17 protein-coding genes are annotated in these 17,403 nt (G+C 54.6%); 13 read left to right on the forward strand and 4 right to left on the reverse strand.

Features of this window, described 5'->3' with window-relative positions; translation table 11 throughout:
- The first annotated feature begins 27 nt into the window (after positions 1 to 27).
- The 3 genes from WC612_04020 to WC612_04030 all read left to right on the forward strand — a co-directional run bounded on the left by WC612_04020 (position 28) and on the right by WC612_04030 (position 2,293).
- Positions 28 to 393 carry a hypothetical protein gene (locus tag WC612_04020; GenBank protein ID MFA6279943.1) on the forward strand — a complete coding sequence of 122 codons (366 nt, stop codon included), beginning with the start codon at positions 28 to 30 and terminating at the stop codon, positions 391 to 393.
- A 1-nt stretch (position 394) separates the two neighbouring features.
- Entirely contained in the window at positions 395 to 1,873 is a 1,479-nt protein-coding gene (locus tag WC612_04025; GenBank protein ID MFA6279944.1) for a hypothetical protein, read from the forward strand.
- A gap of 120 nt (positions 1,874 to 1,993) precedes the next feature.
- Positions 1,994 to 2,293 carry an NADH dehydrogenase ubiquinone Fe-S protein 4 gene (locus WC612_04030; GenBank protein MFA6279945.1) on the forward strand — a complete coding sequence of 100 codons (300 nt, stop codon included), beginning with the start codon at positions 1,994 to 1,996 and terminating at the stop codon, positions 2,291 to 2,293.
- 525 nt (positions 2,294 to 2,818) lie between these two features.
- On the opposite strand, the gene WC612_04035 is transcribed toward WC612_04030, so the two are convergent.
- Positions 2,819 to 3,127, reverse strand: coding sequence for a hypothetical protein (locus WC612_04035; GenBank protein ID MFA6279946.1), 309 nt, complete (start codon positions 3,125 to 3,127; stop codon positions 2,819 to 2,821).
- A 140-nt stretch (positions 3,128 to 3,267) separates the two neighbouring features.
- Here WC612_04035 and uvrC point away from each other — a divergent pair, with 140 nt between their 5' ends.
- Together uvrC and pgsA are read left to right on the forward strand one after the other, a co-directional pair.
- Positions 3,268 to 5,154: an excinuclease ABC subunit UvrC gene (gene uvrC / locus WC612_04040; protein ID MFA6279947.1), complete on the forward strand. Its 1,887-nt coding sequence runs from the start codon at positions 3,268 to 3,270 to the stop codon at positions 5,152 to 5,154.
- A 127-nt stretch (positions 5,155 to 5,281) separates the two neighbouring features.
- Positions 5,282 to 5,833: a CDP-diacylglycerol--glycerol-3-phosphate 3-phosphatidyltransferase gene (pgsA, locus tag WC612_04045; protein ID MFA6279948.1), complete on the forward strand. Its 552-nt coding sequence runs from the start codon at positions 5,282 to 5,284 to the stop codon at positions 5,831 to 5,833.
- Here the strand turns inward: pgsA and WC612_04050 are convergent.
- From WC612_04050 to WC612_04060, 3 genes are all read right to left on the reverse strand, one after another.
- Entirely contained in the window at positions 5,830 to 6,990 is a 1,161-nt protein-coding gene (locus WC612_04050; protein ID MFA6279949.1) for an MFS transporter, read from the reverse strand. The genes pgsA and WC612_04050 overlap by 4 nt on opposite strands.
- A 448-nt stretch (positions 6,991 to 7,438) precedes the next feature.
- Positions 7,439 to 9,256, reverse strand: a complete 1,818-nt coding sequence (sppA, locus tag WC612_04055; GenBank protein MFA6279950.1) for a signal peptide peptidase SppA — start codon at positions 9,254 to 9,256, stop codon at positions 7,439 to 7,441.
- A gap of 42 nt (positions 9,257 to 9,298) precedes the next feature.
- The gene (locus WC612_04060) at positions 9,299 to 10,138 is read right to left on the reverse strand and encodes a prephenate dehydratase (GenBank protein ID MFA6279951.1); all 840 of its coding nucleotides are present in this window, start codon (positions 10,136 to 10,138) and stop codon (positions 9,299 to 9,301) included.
- A 120-nt stretch (positions 10,139 to 10,258) separates the two neighbouring features.
- Between WC612_04060 and hisN the strand changes: the two genes are divergently transcribed.
- The 8 genes from hisN (at position 10,259) to WC612_04100 (ending at position 17,293) form a co-directional block, all read left to right on the forward strand.
- Positions 10,259 to 11,053: a histidinol-phosphatase gene (hisN, locus tag WC612_04065; GenBank protein MFA6279952.1), complete on the forward strand. Its 795-nt coding sequence runs from the start codon at positions 10,259 to 10,261 to the stop codon at positions 11,051 to 11,053.
- The gene (locus tag WC612_04070; protein MFA6279953.1) at positions 11,050 to 12,021 is read left to right on the forward strand and encodes a flippase-like domain-containing protein; all 972 of its coding nucleotides are present in this window, start codon (positions 11,050 to 11,052) and stop codon (positions 12,019 to 12,021) included. Before hisN ends, WC612_04070 begins: the two co-directional genes overlap by 4 nt.
- Before the next feature lie 93 nt (positions 12,022 to 12,114).
- Positions 12,115 to 12,669, forward strand: coding sequence for a Panacea domain-containing protein (locus WC612_04075; protein MFA6279954.1), 555 nt, complete (start codon positions 12,115 to 12,117; stop codon positions 12,667 to 12,669).
- 5 nt (positions 12,670 to 12,674) lie between these two features.
- Positions 12,675 to 13,055, forward strand: coding sequence for a hypothetical protein (locus WC612_04080; protein MFA6279955.1), 381 nt, complete (start codon positions 12,675 to 12,677; stop codon positions 13,053 to 13,055).
- Positions 13,056 to 13,141: 86 nt separating this feature from the next.
- Positions 13,142 to 14,419, forward strand: coding sequence for a phosphopyruvate hydratase (gene eno / locus WC612_04085; protein MFA6279956.1), 1,278 nt, complete (start codon positions 13,142 to 13,144; stop codon positions 14,417 to 14,419).
- Positions 14,420 to 14,462: 43 nt separating this feature from the next.
- Positions 14,463 to 14,777, forward strand: coding sequence for a septum formation initiator family protein (locus WC612_04090; protein ID MFA6279957.1), 315 nt, complete (start codon positions 14,463 to 14,465; stop codon positions 14,775 to 14,777).
- Between the two features lie 113 nt (positions 14,778 to 14,890).
- Positions 14,891 to 15,898, forward strand: a complete 1,008-nt coding sequence (pdhA, locus tag WC612_04095; protein ID MFA6279958.1) for a pyruvate dehydrogenase (acetyl-transferring) E1 component subunit alpha — start codon at positions 14,891 to 14,893, stop codon at positions 15,896 to 15,898.
- A gap of 24 nt (positions 15,899 to 15,922) precedes the next feature.
- Positions 15,923 to 17,293 (forward strand): pyruvate dehydrogenase complex E1 component subunit beta, encoded by a 1,371-nt coding sequence (locus WC612_04100; protein ID MFA6279959.1) that lies wholly within the window; start codon positions 15,923 to 15,925, stop codon positions 17,291 to 17,293.
- Positions 17,294 to 17,403 lie beyond the last annotated feature (110 nt).

Below are 17,403 nucleotides of genomic sequence, written 5' to 3' on the forward strand. Positions count from 1 at the left end.
TATTTATCTTAACGTTGGAGGCTTGTCATGCGTTTCGTATCTGTTCGTTTTTTGATGATTTCCGCTTTCGTGGTGATGGCCCTTGCGCCCTGCGTTGCGCAGGCAGCGGTCGCTTCGCCTGCTACTATGCAGATGTTGCCACCGACAAGAATGGATAAGGATGATGGCCAATGTGATTCTGGAAGTAAGCGTGTTTTGGTATGGGATGGAGCGCAAGGTCGTTCCATCAAATGTGCGACTGGTTTTATAGTCGAGGGAAATAACAATGTGAGTCCGGCAAAAGTAACTATTCAGGGGCTTACAACGGCAAGTGGCGGACTTGTTTTGACACCCGTGGCGGTTGATCCTCCTTCACCTGCTCTTGGGCAGATATGGGTTAGGTCGGTTCCATAAAATGAGCAAAACATCCTATAAATGGCTTCCGGTTCTTTTTCTCGCCGCTGCGATAATGCCGGCGGGGGAGGCTTGGGCTTGGGGCAATCTGACGGGCGGCGACCATGGCGGCGCGGCGTGGAATCCCGCGAACGGTACAAAAATCGCGGGCATTCACACCAACATCGGGGTGTTTACGGTGGCGGGTGGCGCAACCGTATCCGTTCAGCCATGGGATGGAGCCAATTATGGCAATGTGACAATTAACGCGACCAATATCACAATTGCGGGAACGCTGACGGCGGCAGGCGCAGGCTATGGTGGCGGCGGCGGTGGCGGCGGTGGCGTAGGTGTTACGGGACCCAGTGCGCCCCCTATTCAGTGCCGCCCCTACACTAATGGGGCAGCAGGCGTGGGTATACAAGGCGGCGCTAATGGGACATTAGGATCAAAGGGTTTTGGCACTTATGGCTTTTCTATCGGCGGAGCTGGAGGTGCGGGGGGGGGCGTCTATGGCGGGAATGGCGCCACGGCTGTTACCACGCCCGACACGGGCTTGGGGGCTCGTCTTAATGGATTGGCTGGCGGCAAGGGCGGGTATGCGCTTGCTGGTGGACAGGGAGACACAACGACCGATGAATCCTTGCGGATGGGATCAGGCGGTGGTGGCGGTTCGGGCGGCGCGAGTGCCCGTGAAATGGTGTTTTGCAGCGTTGGTGGATCGGGAGGTGGCGGCGCGGGTGGTTCCGGTGGTGGCTTTATCAAGTTGGTTGCTTCAGATAACCTGACGGTGACAGGAGCCATTCAAACCAATGGAAGGGGGGGTGGTAATGGTGGTTTGGCGACGAATGGACAAATTGACGGGACTGGTCTTACCACGACATTGGAGTGTGATTTGGTCGGCTCCGGTGGGGCGGGTGGAAACGCTGCTGCAAAGGCCTCTGGATCAGGTTCGGCAGGTATTTGGGGATATTATACAAGTACGGCAAAAATTCCTGCGAGTTGTTCTAACACTGGCTTAGTTTATAATTGTTCAGGCATTACTGGTAATCCTAACACCTCTGAAAGTCATCAAGGCGGCGATGGTGGCGCTGGCGGACATGGCGCGGGCGGTGGTCTCATGCTGAAGGCGGATACGCTTTCCGTGACAGGAACCCTGAATGGTCTTGGTAGTGGGAGCGATACGACGAATGCCGGAACATTGAAGGCCTTTTACTGTACGTTGGCAGCGGGTGTGCCCTCTGGCAATTATGGGCGTTATTATCACGCGGACGCCGCCTGCTTTAGCGACAGCGGCATTCGGTATCAAGACTCAACGCTTGGCAAAGTAAGTATCGCGGCCAAGAAAACGGGGACATCGCCCGTGAAGCTGTATAACACCATTGGTGGCGTGAACAAGGTCGTCAACGTCGCAACGGTGGCCACAACGGATTCAAAGGCCTCTAAATTGCGTGTTAAGTTGCCTGATGGTACGATCAAGGCGCTTCGCGTTTATCCGTGAGGTGTAATTGAGGCGATAAAAGAAAAGGGGGGGCTTTTAAACAAGTCCCCCTTTTCTCATAAAATCTTAACATTCTTTCTATAGCGTGCCCTTCACGTTAAATTATAACTGGGGTCGTCCTTGCGCGTCTTGATTTACAAACCCGCTAAGTCTGCCACACAGTCGCGCTGCGCCTTTGGTGAGCGCTGGCTGATTGAGCCGCTTAAGGAATCCCCGCGTGAGGTTGAGCCGTTGATGGGCTGGACCAGCGCGGGGGATCCGTTGTCCTCGCTGACGGGACGGCTGAGCTTTTCCTCGCCGCAGGAAGCCTCAACCTTTGCCGATCAGCAGGGCTGGAGCTTTGAGATTATAACGCCCCAGCAGCGCCGCGTTCGCCCCAAAAGCTACCTTGATAATTTCAATGCGGATGGGCATCGATAGGGGTTGAGACGCCCTTTAAAAAGTAACCATACTTCATGTGGAAAGTGCATCAACGTTAAGGCGGTTTTAAGCGTGCTGTGGGTGTGTCAATTTCCTGCGCTACCAGTGGTAGGAAAAACGCTTTAAGGCCATTCAGCGCTCACCCAAACGCAAATGCGGGGCTGTCTAAAAGCATATTGAGCTGACATAGGTATTTTGGCGGTCAAAAGGGGTGTTTTTGACTCATATCCGAACCATTTAATTTCCGTATTTCTCCCGCCGTCATCGCGAGCGGAGCCGCAGGCGGAGCGTGGCGACCTGTCGCGCCGAAGCTGCGAAGCAGCGTAGGGGGATCCAGCTGCGCGGCGTCCGCCGCGCATAAGACTCATACGCCGCGCTAGCCTGCCCCGTGCTTGACACGGGGCGCGGCGCTGGATTGCTTCCCCCCGCCTTCGCGGGGGTCGCAATGACGCGGGATATTATAAAAATTATTCGGTTTGACCTAATCTTTCCCCCTTTATCATTATCACGAGGGGCCATCCCGCGTTACGAGGGCCTAGGTTCCGATTTTGTCTTTGGCGGCTTGATGATAGGGGGGGTGGAGGAGGCAGTCGGGGCAGGGCTTTTGGGATGTTCGTTGAAGAGTTTATCCCACTTACCTTTTGCATAGAGACAGCCATACCCCAAGACAGTGCCACTGACTAATGCCCCGACGAGTATTGCCGCGTTCATAAAGGGGTGCGAGACAAAATCTTTTCCAACGGAAGTATCGAGTAAGAAGGAGCCCCCGATCACAACAACCGACATGCCTGCAAGCCAAAGACAGGTTTCCTTTGCGGCCTTTTTGAAATCCATGATCGCCTCCATTTTCAGTAAGGCTACACTGCGCTTCTTCTGCATAAATCTCAAGACCGTTAACCAATTGTTTTTAGTTTCATGCGGTGGGGAAGGTCGGTATGGTTAAAGGGATGGATTAAACCAAGGCCTTTTGTTGTATGACGGACTCTCTATCCTCTGACAGGTTGCGTAAGGGCGCGGGCGGCTATGAGCGCGGCGCGGTGGCGATCCGTGAGCAACTGAAAACCATGCCCGAAAGCGCGGGCGTGTATAGGATGCTCGCCGCCGATGGCGCTGTCCTTTATGTCGGCAAAGCCAAGAACCTGAAGCGGCGCGTTGTGTCCTATACGCAGCGCGCGCGTCTGCCCAACCGCTTGCAGCGCATGGTGGCGCAGACTCGCGGCATGGAAATCGTGGTGACGCACACGGAAGTTGAGGCTCTCCTTTTGGAAGCCAATCTGATCCAGCGTTTTATGCCGCCGTTCAATGTCCTTTTGCGCGACGATAAAAGCTTTCCGTTTATCTTTATTCCGCGCGATCATCCTTTTCCGCCGATGATGAAGGTGCGCGGCAAAGCCAAGCGCAAGGGTTGGTCTTTCGGCCCCTTTGCCAGCGGCGGCGCGGTGACGGAAACGCTGATCCTTTTGCAACGCGCTTTTATGCTGCGCACCTGCAGCGATGGCGTGTTCGCGCAAGCGCGTCGGCCTTGCCTTCAATACCATATCAAGCGCTGCACCGCGCCGTGTTGTGGCAAGGTGGGCGAGGCCGATTATACCCAGCAGGTGGCAGAGGCTTGCGCTTTCCTCAGCGGCTCTAGCCAAGCGGTGCAGGAAAAGCTGGCCGCGCAAATGCAAACGGCCAGCGAGGCGCAAGCCTATGAACGCGCCGCCGCCTTGCGTGATCGCATTCGCGTGCTGACCAGTGTGCAGACCAAGCAGGATATCAATGTCGCAGGCCTAGGCGATGCCGACGTGATCGCGATCCACAGGCAGGGCGGCATGACGGCGGTGCAGGTTTTCTTTTTCCGCGCGGATCGCAATTTTGGCACGCGCGTTTATTTTCCCGCGCACGATAAGGGCGTGGAAAGCGGCGAGGTTCTGGCCGCGTTTATCGCGCAGTTTTATGCGGAGAGGGAGCCGCCGCCGCAGTTGTTGCTTAGCGAAGTGCCGGATCAGGCGGCCTTGCTGGCGCAGGCGCTTAGCGAAAAAGCGGGACGCAAGGTTTCTTTGCTCGTGCCCCAAAAGGACAAGAAGAAAAGGCTTGTCGATCATGCTTTGGCGAACGCGGCGCAGGCTTTGGCGCGGCATCAGGCGGATAGCGCGGAGCAGAAAAAGCATCTGGCGCAGGTGGCCTCCATCTTCAACCTTAAAAAACCGCCGCAGCGGATTGAGGTTTATGACAATTCGCATACCTCTGGGACGTATGCTGTTGGCGCGATGATCGCGGCGGGCGAGGCGGGGTTCCTCAACAAAACCTATCGCAAGTTCAACATAAAAACCGCGCAAAGCAACGACGATTTCGCGATGATGAGCGAGGTTCTCACGCGGCGCTTCGCCCGTCTTTTGGATGAAGACCCGCAGCGGCAATCGGGGCTATGGCCGGACTTGCTCCTCATCGATGGCGGCGCGGGGCAGGTGGGCAAAGTCCGCGCCGTGTTGGCGGAGCTGGGCGTTACAGATGTCGCGCTGGTCGGCATTGCCAAAGGGCCTGACCGCAACGCGGGGCGCGAGCGTTTCTTTGTGGAAGGCAAAGCGCCGTTTACGCTGCCCGCCGATGATCCGACCCTCTACTACTTGCAACGCCTGCGCGATGAGGCTCACCGCTTTGCCATTGGCACGCACAGGGCGCGGCGGGCGAAGGCCTTTACCGCCTCAGGGCTGGATGAAGTCGTGGGCATTGGTGCAGCGCGAAAACGCGCCCTTTTGAACGCTTTTGGGTCGGCAAAGGCCGTCTCTGGCGCAGGAATCGACGACCTTTCACGCGTTTCCGGCATCAGCCCCGCCTTGGCCAAGAAAATATATGACAGTTTTCATGAAAAAGGGTAGGGTGGAATCAAGCGCGTCATCCCCGCGAAGGCGGGGATCCCATTTGTTATTGCAATTGTAGAAGAAACCAAATGGGATGCCAGCCTGCGCTGGCATGACAGAGATACTTTTACGGTAGCCAGTGACTATGTTCAATTCTCTCGCCAATAAGCTCACCCTCACGCGGATCGTGTTGATCCCGTTGATCCTGCTTTTGCTTGTCTTGCCCTATGGCTGGGCGGCGTGGGCGGCATGGTTCTTCTTTACGATTGCGGGAGTCACGGACTTTCTAGATGGCTATATGGCGCGGCGCGATAATCAGGTTTCGCGCATCGGGCAATTTCTCGATCCCATCGCTGATAAGCTTCTTGTCTCTGCCGTTCTGCTGCTGCTGGTCTATAATCAAAAGATAACAGGATTCACGGTTCTGCCTGCTGTCATTATCTTGCTGCGCGAGGTCGCGGTGTCGGGTCTGCGCGAGTATCTGGCGGGTCTGAGCGTCAGCGTGCCTGTCAGCCAATTGGCCAAATGGAAAACGACGATCCAGCTGGTTGCGTTGGGCTTTCTTATCATCGGGACAGAAAACTCGCCGTTTATGATTCCTTCGACGCTGATTGGCGACACACTGTTGTGGATGGCGGGAGGCTTGACCGTCATCACGGGGTATGACTACTGGCGCGCCAGCCTGAAGCATTTTTAAAGAGCGCGGCGGCCTAGTCCCTTGCGCTTGGGGCGCATGCCAAGGACAAACAGGCCACTAAAGGCCAATCCCAAAGCCGGATACAAAACAGGGCATAGAAAACTGACAAGGATGCTGGCTCCATAAGCAGGAAAACGTCCCGACGCGATCACCACTTCGCGTGCCATTGTGGCGGCGGCCGAGCGGCGTTTTTGCCAGCGACCGACTTCCATCGGACTGACAAAATTGCTGCCAAAGGTCAGGAGCGCCATACCAAAGGCTAGAAGCCACGGAAACGGCTGTGCCGCGGCAAGGAAAAGCCAGCCTGCGATCATCGCGCCGCCGCCCAGTTGTCCTGCCTTGATGCCGCCTTTTTGAATGAGCCAGCCTGCGATGGGCGTGAGCAACATGCCGATCATGGGGCGCAAGGACATATTGATGCCCGCGCCCAGCGGCGAGATTCCCATCACTTCCATCCAAATGGGCATTGTGCCGTCGCTCATAACCGTGAACAGGCCATTGAAAAAACTAATGCGCGTTGAAGGCTTGTTATAGTTGATCAGGCTGCGAACTTTTGCAAAATTGTCTTTTGAGGTGATGGGATAATACAGAAAGAAAGCGCCAAGGATCGTAGACAAACTGCCAAGTAGGACGGCGGGATAATAGTATCCGTATTGCAGCGCAAAGCCGCCGATAAGCAGGCCGATGGAATAGCTGAAGATAATGATGTAGCTGTTCAACGCAACTTCATTGCCGCGATTGTCGCGCGTCTGGTTTTTGGCGAAGCGGTAATTGTGAAGCGCCATAAAGGGCGAAAAGGCAACCGTAATAGCCAGCGCGTTGACAAGGCCAGAGCTTTTATCCACGAAGAAAAGACTAAGCCCCACAAGCTGGATAATCATCAAAAGCCAGCGTGAGCGATAACGCTCCAGAAACCAGAAGACAAAAGGAATAGCCAGAAAAGCCAAGAGAGCCGTCCGCGCCATCTGAAAGGCGAGACTGTGAACCAGCCCTTCGGTTGCCATCGCGTAGTTGAGCGTAAAAGAAAGGTTGCCATAACCAAGGTTAGCCAGAAAGCCAATGATCATGATCTTCGCCCGCGTCTTATCATGCCACGGCGTAAGATAGGCTCCCTTGGCCATGCCTCTGGCTTTATGATAAAAACGGCGGGCGTTCATGGGGTAGGAATCTTTTTCATGTGTAATTAAAAATCCTGCTTAGTTAGCCTTTTTATACCAACGGATATAATTAATGACACATGGACGGACAAACCCCCTTTCGTCATCCCGCTGAAAAGCGGGATCCAGCGCCGCGCGTCTGCGCGGCATAAGACTCTTATGCGCCGTGGACACGGCGCGACTGGATACCGGCCTTCGCCGGTATGACGCTAAAGGAAAAAGCTTTCCATAAGAGTCAGTATTTATAGCCGTTGGTATTATATCCCTTTTTTTTCTTCAAGAGTTGGGATAATCGGACAAGAAAATCAAAAGAAAACGGGATTCCCGCTTTCGCGGGAATGACAGGAGTTGTGTTTATTTTTAACCTTCTATCGTCATCCCCGCAACACCTTACCATAGTGTTGCACTTCGTTTGTGAACTTAGGGAATCCCGTTTGTTTTCTTTGCATCAGTTATTCAAAAATGACCGAGGCAGCTTGGCCGTGATCGCGCCGTGATCGTCCAACGCGCCGATGACGGGGTGAAGGGCCGCGCTGACGCGCTGGAAGTCTTGCATAAAGCTGAGCACCATCGCGCCGCCAAAGCGCAAATTGTGCAGAATGCGGATCGCCAGCGTTTCCGGTGTTTCGGGCGCGGGGAACGGCTTAAGATAGACTCGGTCGGTTTCTTGTAGCCCCATCGTTTTCTTAAGGCTGGCGATGGTGAAGTCCATCCCGCCCAGCTCATCCACAAGGCCGACCTTGACGGCTTGCTCACCCGTAAACACGCGGCCCTTGGCAACATCGGGCATTTTCTCGAGCGGGATTTTCCGCGCTGCCGCGACGTTGTCCGTAAAGGCCTTATAGGTTTCATCGAGCATAACGTTCATACGCTCACGCCCCTTGGCATCAAACGGCGTGCGCATCGACCAAAGCGAGGCGTTTTTATCCGCGCCAACGGTGTCGATTTTAACCCCAAGTTTGTCAAGGAGTCCGCCGATCACAAACTTGCCCGCGATGACGCCGATAGAGCCCGTAATCGTCGCCGGATCCGCCATGATACGGTCGGCGTTCATACTGATCCAATAGCCGCCAGAGGCAGCCATGCCCCCCATCGAAACATAAACAGGCTTTTTGGATTCCTTGGCCTTGATCATAGCGCGGCGAATGGATTCCGACGCGACGGGCGAGCCGCCCGGACTGTTCACGCGAAACAGAATGGCTTTGACATCCTTATCTTTAGCGGCATCTTCAAAGGCCGTGACAAGGGATTGCGTGTCGATCACTTCCTCTTGCGCAAGGCGATAGGGGCCTTCGGGCGGCGTGTCCACAATCATGCCTTCGGCATAGATAAGAGCAATCGTGCCCTTGGGTTCGTCCTTCAGCTCTTGGTTATGGAAGTAAAGGTAATAGGACGGATCAACCGAGGTCGTCTCTTTGCCCAATTTGTCATCCAGCTCTTTGAAAAACTCGTCCTCATAACCGATCTTAGTGACAAGCCCCTCCTTCAGGGCTTCGTTGGCTGTATAGGGGCCGTTCGCCAAAAGCGTCTTGGCCTTGGCGGGATCGACCTTGCGACCTTGCTCTACCATCTTGGCGACTTGATCGTTCAGGCTGAACAGCATGCTTTCCATGTTGGCGCGAACGGGCGCTGAGAAATTATCGCGGGAGACATTTTCCATAAAGGATTTGTATTCCTCGCGGCGCATAAAGTCGGCCTCGATGCCAAACTTGCCCAAAGCGGTCTTGCCAAAGGGCGCTTCGATAGACAGCGGCGACAGCGCCACCGCGCCGATAGGCTGCAGCCAGATGTTGTCGAAATGGCTGGCGAGGGCGTAAAGGCTGCGTCCCGGTGCAAAGTCGCCATAGCTGGCGGCATAGGCATAGGTGGGCTTGCCGCTGGCGCGGAAATGATCCAGCGCGACAGCAATCTCCTGCGCGTGGACAAGCTCTGGCGACTCCGCTGGACCAAACTGCGCGATGACGCCTTTGACCTTGGGATCGTTCTTGGCGTTTTCCAGCGCGCGCACAATCGTGAGAAGGGGCGTTTCATTGTTTTCGCTAAGGAGGGCGGGGAGCGATAGGCTGAAATCACGCGCTTGCTCAACGATGGGCGCGTTAAAATCAAGCGATATCACCATGGCTTTCGGCGCTTCCGGCGCTTTCTTTTTCGGATGGAAAAAGTTCCATGTCGCATAAGTGCCTGCGATCAGTACTATGACGGCGATGACTCCCAGCGCGGCAAAAAGACGTAAAAGGAATTGTTTGACGTTGTCGTTGAGGGTCATGGGACAGCCTGCTTGGGGTGAGAAAAACGATAGAAGGGAATTTTATCCCTTTTTCCTAAACGCGCTGGCGGGATAGGTTCCAAGGATTTTCGTTTCATGCGCAAAAAAAGCCAATTCCTCTAATGCGTTTTTAAGAGGCGTTTCTTCGGGATGCCCTTCGACATCCACATAAAACTGCGCGGCGGTAAAGCGGCCATCCACCAGATAGCTTTCCAGCTTGGTGATGTTCACGCCGTTTGTTGCAAAGCCGCCCAGCGCCTTATACAACGCCGCTGGAACGCTGCGCACGCGAAAGAGCAGCGTGGTGACGCAAGGAACAGTATGTGGCGCCGGAACTTCGGGCTTGGCGGCAAAAATCAAAAAGCGCGTCGTGTTGCCTTCTTTATCCGCGATGTCGGCGGCAAGGCTTTGAAGGCCGTTAATCTGGCCCGCCAGCTCGGACGCAATTGCGGCGATGCTTTTATCGCCCAGCCTTGGAAGCTCAGCCGCGCTGCCCGCCGTGTCCGATTTGTGGACGGGGGTCATGCCGCGCTCACGCAGCCAGTTGCGGCATTGGCTAAGCGCCTGAACATGGCTATGGACTGTTTTAATGTCGCTCAATTTTGCGTCCGGCAAAGCCAGCAAGTGATGCACGACGGGCTGGTAATGCTCGCCGATGATCGACAGTGTGCTGTGCGGTAATAGGTAGTGGATATCCGCCACGCGCCCCGCTATGGCGTTTTCGACGGGCAGCATGGCCAGCTCGGCCTTACCATCGTAAACAGCCGTAAAAACGTCCTCGAACGTGTCACAGGGCAAGGTTTCGTAGTCGGGCGTTGCCGCGCGGCAGGCCAGATCGGAATAGGCGCCATAATCGCCCATAAAAGCAATGCGTTTGGTCATGGCTTTCAGGTGCTCTCTTTTGGCCTTTTCGTCAAGAGACGGCGGGCTTTTTTTACGGCTTTTCTTTCCATGAGAGGGGCTGTAGTCTTTCATAACAAACGTAGAAGGACTCTTCCCCCCATGCCCCTTTCTTTCTGTCCCCCCGAATTGCTGGCTTTGGCGCATCAACTGGCCGATGTCAGCGGCGATGTGATTCGCAGCTTTTACCGCACGTCCATGGCCGTTGAGGGGAAGGTCGACCTTTCCCCCGTGACGGCTGCGGATCGCAAGGCCGAGCAGGTTTTGCACGTTATGCTGGCGCAAGAACGCCCCAACGACGGCATTATTGGCGAGGAGTTTGGGGTTGAGCGTGAAAACGCCGAATATGTGTGGGTTATTGACCCCATTGATGGGACTCGCGCCTTTGTCTCTGGCAAGCCTTTGTTCGGGACTTTGATCGCCTTATTGCATGAGGGTGTGCCCGTCATGGGCGTGATCGATCAGCCTATCTTGAAGGAGCGCTGGATCGGCGCGGCGGGGCATGAAACAACGCTGAACGGGCAGCGTTGCCGCACAAGGCCTTGCAGCCAGCTGCATGACGCGATTGTCTGCATGGGGCCGCAAGCCTTTCCGTTCGGTAATGCCGTGTCGTTGGATGCCTATCGCCGCGTGGCGAAGAAGGCCAAGACGACGACGGTGGGTGGCGATTGCTATTCCTATGGCCTTATCGCGTCCGGCCATATTGATTTATGTATTGAACATGATTTGAGCCTGTATGATTTCGCCGCGCTTGTTCCCGTGGTGGAGGGGGCAGGGGGCTGCATAACGGATTGGCAGGGGCAAAAACTAACCCGCGAGTCCAAAGGTCAGATCCTTGCCGCCAGCGATAGCCGTCTTATCGAAGAAACCGTCACGTTGCTTGAAGGCGTTTTATGATCCGATTGGCGTCGTTTTTGGGGCTGATCGGGCTTGTCATTGCAACCTGTGTGATCGCTTGGTCGGGCTATGATCAAGTCCTGCAAGCGCTGCAGCAGGCCGGCTGGGGCATTGTCTGGACAAGCCTTTTCCATATTGTGCCGATGATGGCCTGCGTCCTTGGCTGGCAGGCCTTGCTGCCCGGACGGATTAAAGCGGGCAAACTTTTCTTCCTCTATGTCCTATGGATCCGCGCTTCCATCAACAATTTGATGCCTGTCGCCCGCATCGGCGGCGAGATCGTCTCGGTGCGCGTGATGATGAAACACGGCATGCGCAAATCGCCCGCTATCGCTTCCACCGTCGTCGAAATCACAACCTCCGTCATCGCGCAATTCGTCTTTGTTTTGCTGGGCGTTTGGCTGTTTTTGATGCGTGTGGCGGATCAAAGCGTGACCGCGCAATTGCTGTGGGGTCTTGTGATTACCGCGCCCGTCATCGGCGCGTTGCTTTATGTGCAGAAAATCGGCTTTTTCGGTCTGTTTGAGAAGCTTTTTCGCGCGCTTTTTCGTGACAAATGGGCCCGTTTTGCGGGCAGCGCCGCACGGCTGGATCACGCCGTCCGCACGATGTATCGGCGGCGCGGCAAGGCCTTTTACTGCTTTGTGATGCAGCTTATCTCATGGGCCTTGTGCAGCGTCGAGATTTGGTTGGCCCTGCATTATCTAGGACATCCGCTTTCGCTTTTGGAAAGCATGATGATCGAGGCGCTGATCCAAGCCACCAGCAGTGCGGCCTTTGTCGTGCCCGGCGCGTTGGGCGTGCAGGAAGCGGGATTCCTTTTGTTCGGCTCTATGCTTGGGCTGACGCCGGAAATTGCCGCTGCGCTCGCCGTCATTCGCCGCTGCCGTGATCTTCTTCTTTACGTTCCGGGCCTTATCGTCTGGCAGGTGCAAGAGGGGCGCTGGCTGCTGGAGAAGAAGAATTAATATAAGCTTTTGTTAACTATAGCCTTGTTACGCTATCATATCGACTTTGTTTTGTGATACAATGATGATTCTTAAGTCATAGGAATGAATACAATGAAACCATGGTTCAACGCTAGAAAAGCCGCTCAAGTGGCCGCCTTTTTTGCTCAAAAGGAGGGTGGGAGAATTAATGTCCTCAAGTTGACAAAGCTCGTTTACTTGGCCGACAGAACCCATATGAAAGCATACGATTATCCAATTATTGGCGATGAGTTTGTTTCAATGCCTCATGGGCCAGTTAATTCAATGACATTGAATTACATTGATGGGTGTGTGTCTGAAAATAGTGGATGGGATGAATTCATAACAGATCGTGATAGACACTGTGTTGGATTGACTAATATAAACACTACCGTTGATGATTTAGATGAGTTGAGTGAATCTGAAATAGCCACGCTGCAAGCCGTGTGGATTGAATTTGGCCATATGGGGCAATTCGAAATACGGGATTGGACGCATAAAAATTGCCCCGAATGGGAAGATCCTGACGGTTCGTCGAATCCAATCCCCTATGAACGTGTTTTTAAATATCTTGGAAAAACAAATGTTGAGTATTTGGGAGAGCGAATTAGGGAGGAAAGATGTGTGCGTGAAGCTTTTGTGGAATAAGCACGATGAGTTATTTCCCACAGAAAAAAGGAACCTTGCTGGTTCCTAGCGGTAATAAGAACCATTTGCACGTTATTATGACAGATTCATGCGCTGAGCATAAACATTTACTCGTCAATGTTTCAACAATCTATCCTGAAACGTATTATGACAATGCCTGTGTTATTGAGATAGGAGAACATCCCTTTATCAAGCATCCAAGCTATGTCGTTTATCGTCAGGCAAGAATTGATAGAACTGAACATTTGATCAAATGCGTCAATGGGTGGGTGTTCAGACCAAGTCAGCCAGTGAGTGACGCTCTTTTGGAAAGAATTTTCGAAGGCTTTTTTCTCTCCCCCCATGTTTCAAGGTTGATCAAGAATTATCTTAGACAAACTTCTTAATTTTTCCCTCCTCCTTGTCTTTTGCGGGCAAGAGTGGTTAACTCTCCTTCTCATTCAAAAAATATCTCAACAGGGAGTCCTTACCTATGTCCACCATTCTTCATGTTCATGGCCGCGAAATTCTTGACAGCCGTGGCAACCCCACGGTGGAAGTCGATGTAGAGCTGGAGTCTGGCGCTTTTGGTCGTGCCGCCGTTCCTTCGGGCGCATCGACAGGCGCGCATGAGGCGGTTGAGCTTCGTGATGGTGATGCCGAGCGTTATCTGGGCAAGGGCACGATGCGTGCGGTTGAGCATGTGAACGGCGAGATTGCGGATGCCGTGATCGGCTATGATGCTCTTGATCAAATTGGCCTTGATGGCGTGTTGATCGAGCTGGACGGCACACCCAACAAGTCGCGTCTTGGCGCAAACGCCATTTTGGGCGTGAGCTTGGCGGCTGCGCGAGCCTCAGCGATGGAATGCGATCTTCCCTTTTACCGTTATGTTGGAGGGACGGCGGCTTCCTTGCTGCCTGTGCCCCAGATGAACATCATGAATGGCGGCGCTCATGCCGATAACCCCATCGATATCCAAGAGTTTATGATTATGCCCGTCGGCGGCGAAAGCGTCACCGATGCGATCCGTATGGGCGCGGAAGTTTTCCATAGCCTTAAAAAGCTGTTGAAGGACGCGGGTCTGAACACCAACATCGGCGACGAGGGCGGCTTTGCGCCGAACCTGCGCTCAGCCGATGAGGCGCTTACCTATATCATGCGCGCCATTGAAAAGGCCGGCTATGCGCCGGGTGAGGATATCATGATCGCGCTGGATGCCGCCTCAAGCGAGTTCTTTAAGGACGGCCACTATGCCTTGACGGGCGAGCGCAAGACCTTAACGGCTCAGCAAATGGTTCGTTATTATGCCGATCTTTGTGACAACTTCCCCATTATCTCCATCGAAGACGGCATGGCCGAGGATGATTTTGAGGGCTGGGAGATGATGACCGAGGAGTTGGGCGAGCGTATCCAAATTGTTGGCGATGACGTTTTTGTCACGAACCCTGTCCGCATCGCGGAAGGCATTGAACGCGGCATCGCGAACGCCGTTTTGATTAAGGTCAACCAGATTGGCACGCTTAGCGAAACGCTGGAAGCTGTCGAGATGGCGCACAAGGCGGGCTATCGCTGCGTGATGTCCCATCGCTCGGGCGAGACGGAAGATTCAACAATTGCGGATCTGGCTGTGGCGACGAATTGCGGGCAGATTAAGACCGGTTCGCTCTCACGCTCGGATCGCTTGGCCAAGTACAACCAATTGATGCGGATCGAAGAGCAGCTGGGCAAAATCGCCCGCTTTGCCGGAACGTCCGTCTTGATGGGCTGACGCTGCGCCCCCCATGGTCAAGCGCCGGAAAAAACATAAGTGGGTGGGACAGCTTTTTTGGTCGTTGATCGGGGCCTCCTTGGTGGGGTATTTCCTTTATCATACGGTGCAGGGCGACCGTGGCTGGTTCGCCATGCTGCGCGTTCAAAACGAGATTAAAATCGGCGAGGCTAACCTTGCCCGTTTGACGAAGGAGCGGGAAGAGCTGGAACACCGCACGACGTTGCTCCGTGATAAGAGCATGGATCCCGATTTGCTGGATGAAAAGGCGCGTGAGCTTCTTAACTATTCCAAACCCAATGAAATTATCATCCTGACGCCACAGGATAAATCACCTGATTTACCAAAATCTCCCTGACCTTTTGCTGCATTGCACACTCAGGGGTTTGCTTTTTTGGGTAAGACTGGCTAATCCCTTGTCTGTGAATAAGTTATAGTTTTGGAGCCTTAATGAGTCATAGGAAACAAGATATGAAATCATCTGCCAGTCTTAAAACTGTTGAGTCCACTTCCAGCCCAGCACAGAAGCTGGATCTCATTCGCTCATGGCGCGAGATGTTGCTGATCCGCCGCTTTGAGGAAAAGGCCGCGCAACTGTACGGCATGGGCCTGATTGGCGGCTTCTGCCATCTGTACATCGGCGAGGAAGCCGTGACGACAGGCGTTCTTTCTGCCATGAAGGAACAAGATTCCTGCGTCACCTCGTATCGCGATCACGGCCAAATGCTAATGATGGGTATGGACCCCAAGGGCGTGATGGCTGAGCTGACGGGCCGCATCGGCGGTTATTCCAAAGGCAAGGGCGGCTCGATGCACATGTTCAGCGTCGAAAAACATTTTTACGGCGGCCACGGCATTGTGGGCGCTCAGGTTCCCATTGGTACGGGGCTTGCGTTTGCCCATCGTTATAAGAAGGATGACGGCGTCTGCGTGACCTTTATGGGCGACGGCGCGACCAACCAAGGGCAGGTGTACGAAAGCTTTAATATGGCGGCTTTGTGGAAGCTGCCTATCGTGTACATCATCGAAAACAACCAATACGCCATGGGAACATCCAGAAAGCGTCATGCGGCGGGCGATCAAAGCCAGCGTGGCGAGGCCTATGGCATTCATGGTCATAAGGTCGATGGTCAGAATGTCGCCCAAGTCTATACGGCGGCGCTTGAGGCTATTGAACATGCCCGCTCTGGCAAAGGCCCTGTTTTGCTGGAGATGGACACCTACCGCTATCGCGGTCACGGCATGTCCGATCCTGCCAAATACCGCCCGAAAGAAGAGGTTGATGACTGGAAAGAAAACCGCGATCCTATCGACACGCTTCGCGCAAGGCTTTTGAAAGACAAGCTGGCGTCCGAGGACGATTTGAAGAGCATTGAGAAAGAGATCAAAAAGATCGTGACCGATGCCGCCACGTTCGCGCAGGAAAGCCCCGAGCCTGACCCGTCCGAGCTTTGGACAGACGTTTTGGCTGACGCGTAAATTAAAGGGAAAAGGAATAACGGTATGACCATTGAAATTCTGATGCCTGCCTTGTCGCCTACGATGACCGAGGGGACTTTGGCGCGTTGGGTCAAGAACGAAGGCGATAAAGTCCGCAGCGGCGATGTGATCGCGGAGATCGAAACCGACAAGGCGACGATGGAAGTCGAAGCCGCCGACGAAGGCGTGATTGGCAAGATTTTAATCCCTGCCGGATCGCAAGGTGTGGCGGTGAATACGCCTATCGCGCTTTTGCTGGAGGAGGGCGAGGACAGCGCCGCGATGGCCCAGCATGAGAGCAAGGCTGCGCCTATGGCTTCTGCTGCTGACTTTGCATCCGCTCCCGCCGCTGTTGCTGCTGCGCCTGCCGCTGCGCCGATTGCTGACGATAGGACTTATGCAAAATACAAAACGCTGACGGTGCGTGAAGCCTTGCGCGAGGCGATGGGCGAGGAAATGCGCTGCAATGAAAATATCGTGTTGATGGGCGAGGAAGTGGCCGAGTACAACGGCGCTTACAAAGTCTCGCAAGGTTTGTGGGATGAGTTTGGTGATAGACGCGTGATCGACACGCCGATTACCGAGATGGGTTTTGCCGGCCTTGGCGTTGGCGCGGCCTTTGGCGGCCTAACGCCGATTGTTGAGTTTATGACCATGAACTTTGCGATGCAGGCGATTGACCAGATCGTCAACTCTGCCGCCAAGACGCGTTATATGTCCGGCGGCCAGATGGGCTGCCCCATCGTGTTTCGCGGCCCCAACGGCGCGGCGGCGCGCGTCGCGGCGCAGCACTCGCAGTGCTATGCCAGCTGGTACGCGCATATTCCGGGCCTTAAAGTTATCGCGCCTTATGACAGCGCGGATGCGAAAGGCCTTTTGAAGAGCGCCATTCGTGATCCTAACCCCGTCATTTGCCTTGAACATGAAATGCTGTACGGCCAAAGCTTTGAGCTACCCGATGATGAGGACTTCACGGCTCCCATCGGCAAGGCGCGGATCATGCGTGATGGCAGCGACGTGACCATCGTGGCTTTCTCGCGCATGGTTGGCCATGCGTTAGAGGCGGCAGAGGTTTTAGCCGCCGAAGGTATCTCGGCAGAAGTCATCAATATGCGCACGTTGAGGCCCTTGGATACGGACACCATCGTGCAAAGCGTGATGAAGACGAACCGTCTTGTGGCCGTTGAGGAAAGCTGGCCCTTCGCGGGGATTGGCTCTGAAATCGCGGCGCAGATGATGGAACACGCGTTTGACTATCTGGATGCGCCGATGGTGCGTGTCCATGGCGCGGATGTGCCGATGCCCTATGCTGCCAATCTTGAAAAGCTGGCGCTGCCACAGCCTTCGGACATCGTCGACGCTGTCCGGCAGGTTTGCTATAGAAAGGCGGCGTAAATCTGTTCCCTCCCCCTTGCGGGGCTTGACGCCGAAGGGAGTCAAGGCCGCTTGGCTGGTTAGGGAGGGGGGGGAGGAAAAGTCGAGAGCCCTTGCTCTGCATGAAGGGA

The organism is Bdellovibrionales bacterium, from assembly GCA_041662785.1.
Classification (GTDB): domain Bacteria; phylum Pseudomonadota; class Alphaproteobacteria; order UBA9219; family UBA9219; genus UBA8914.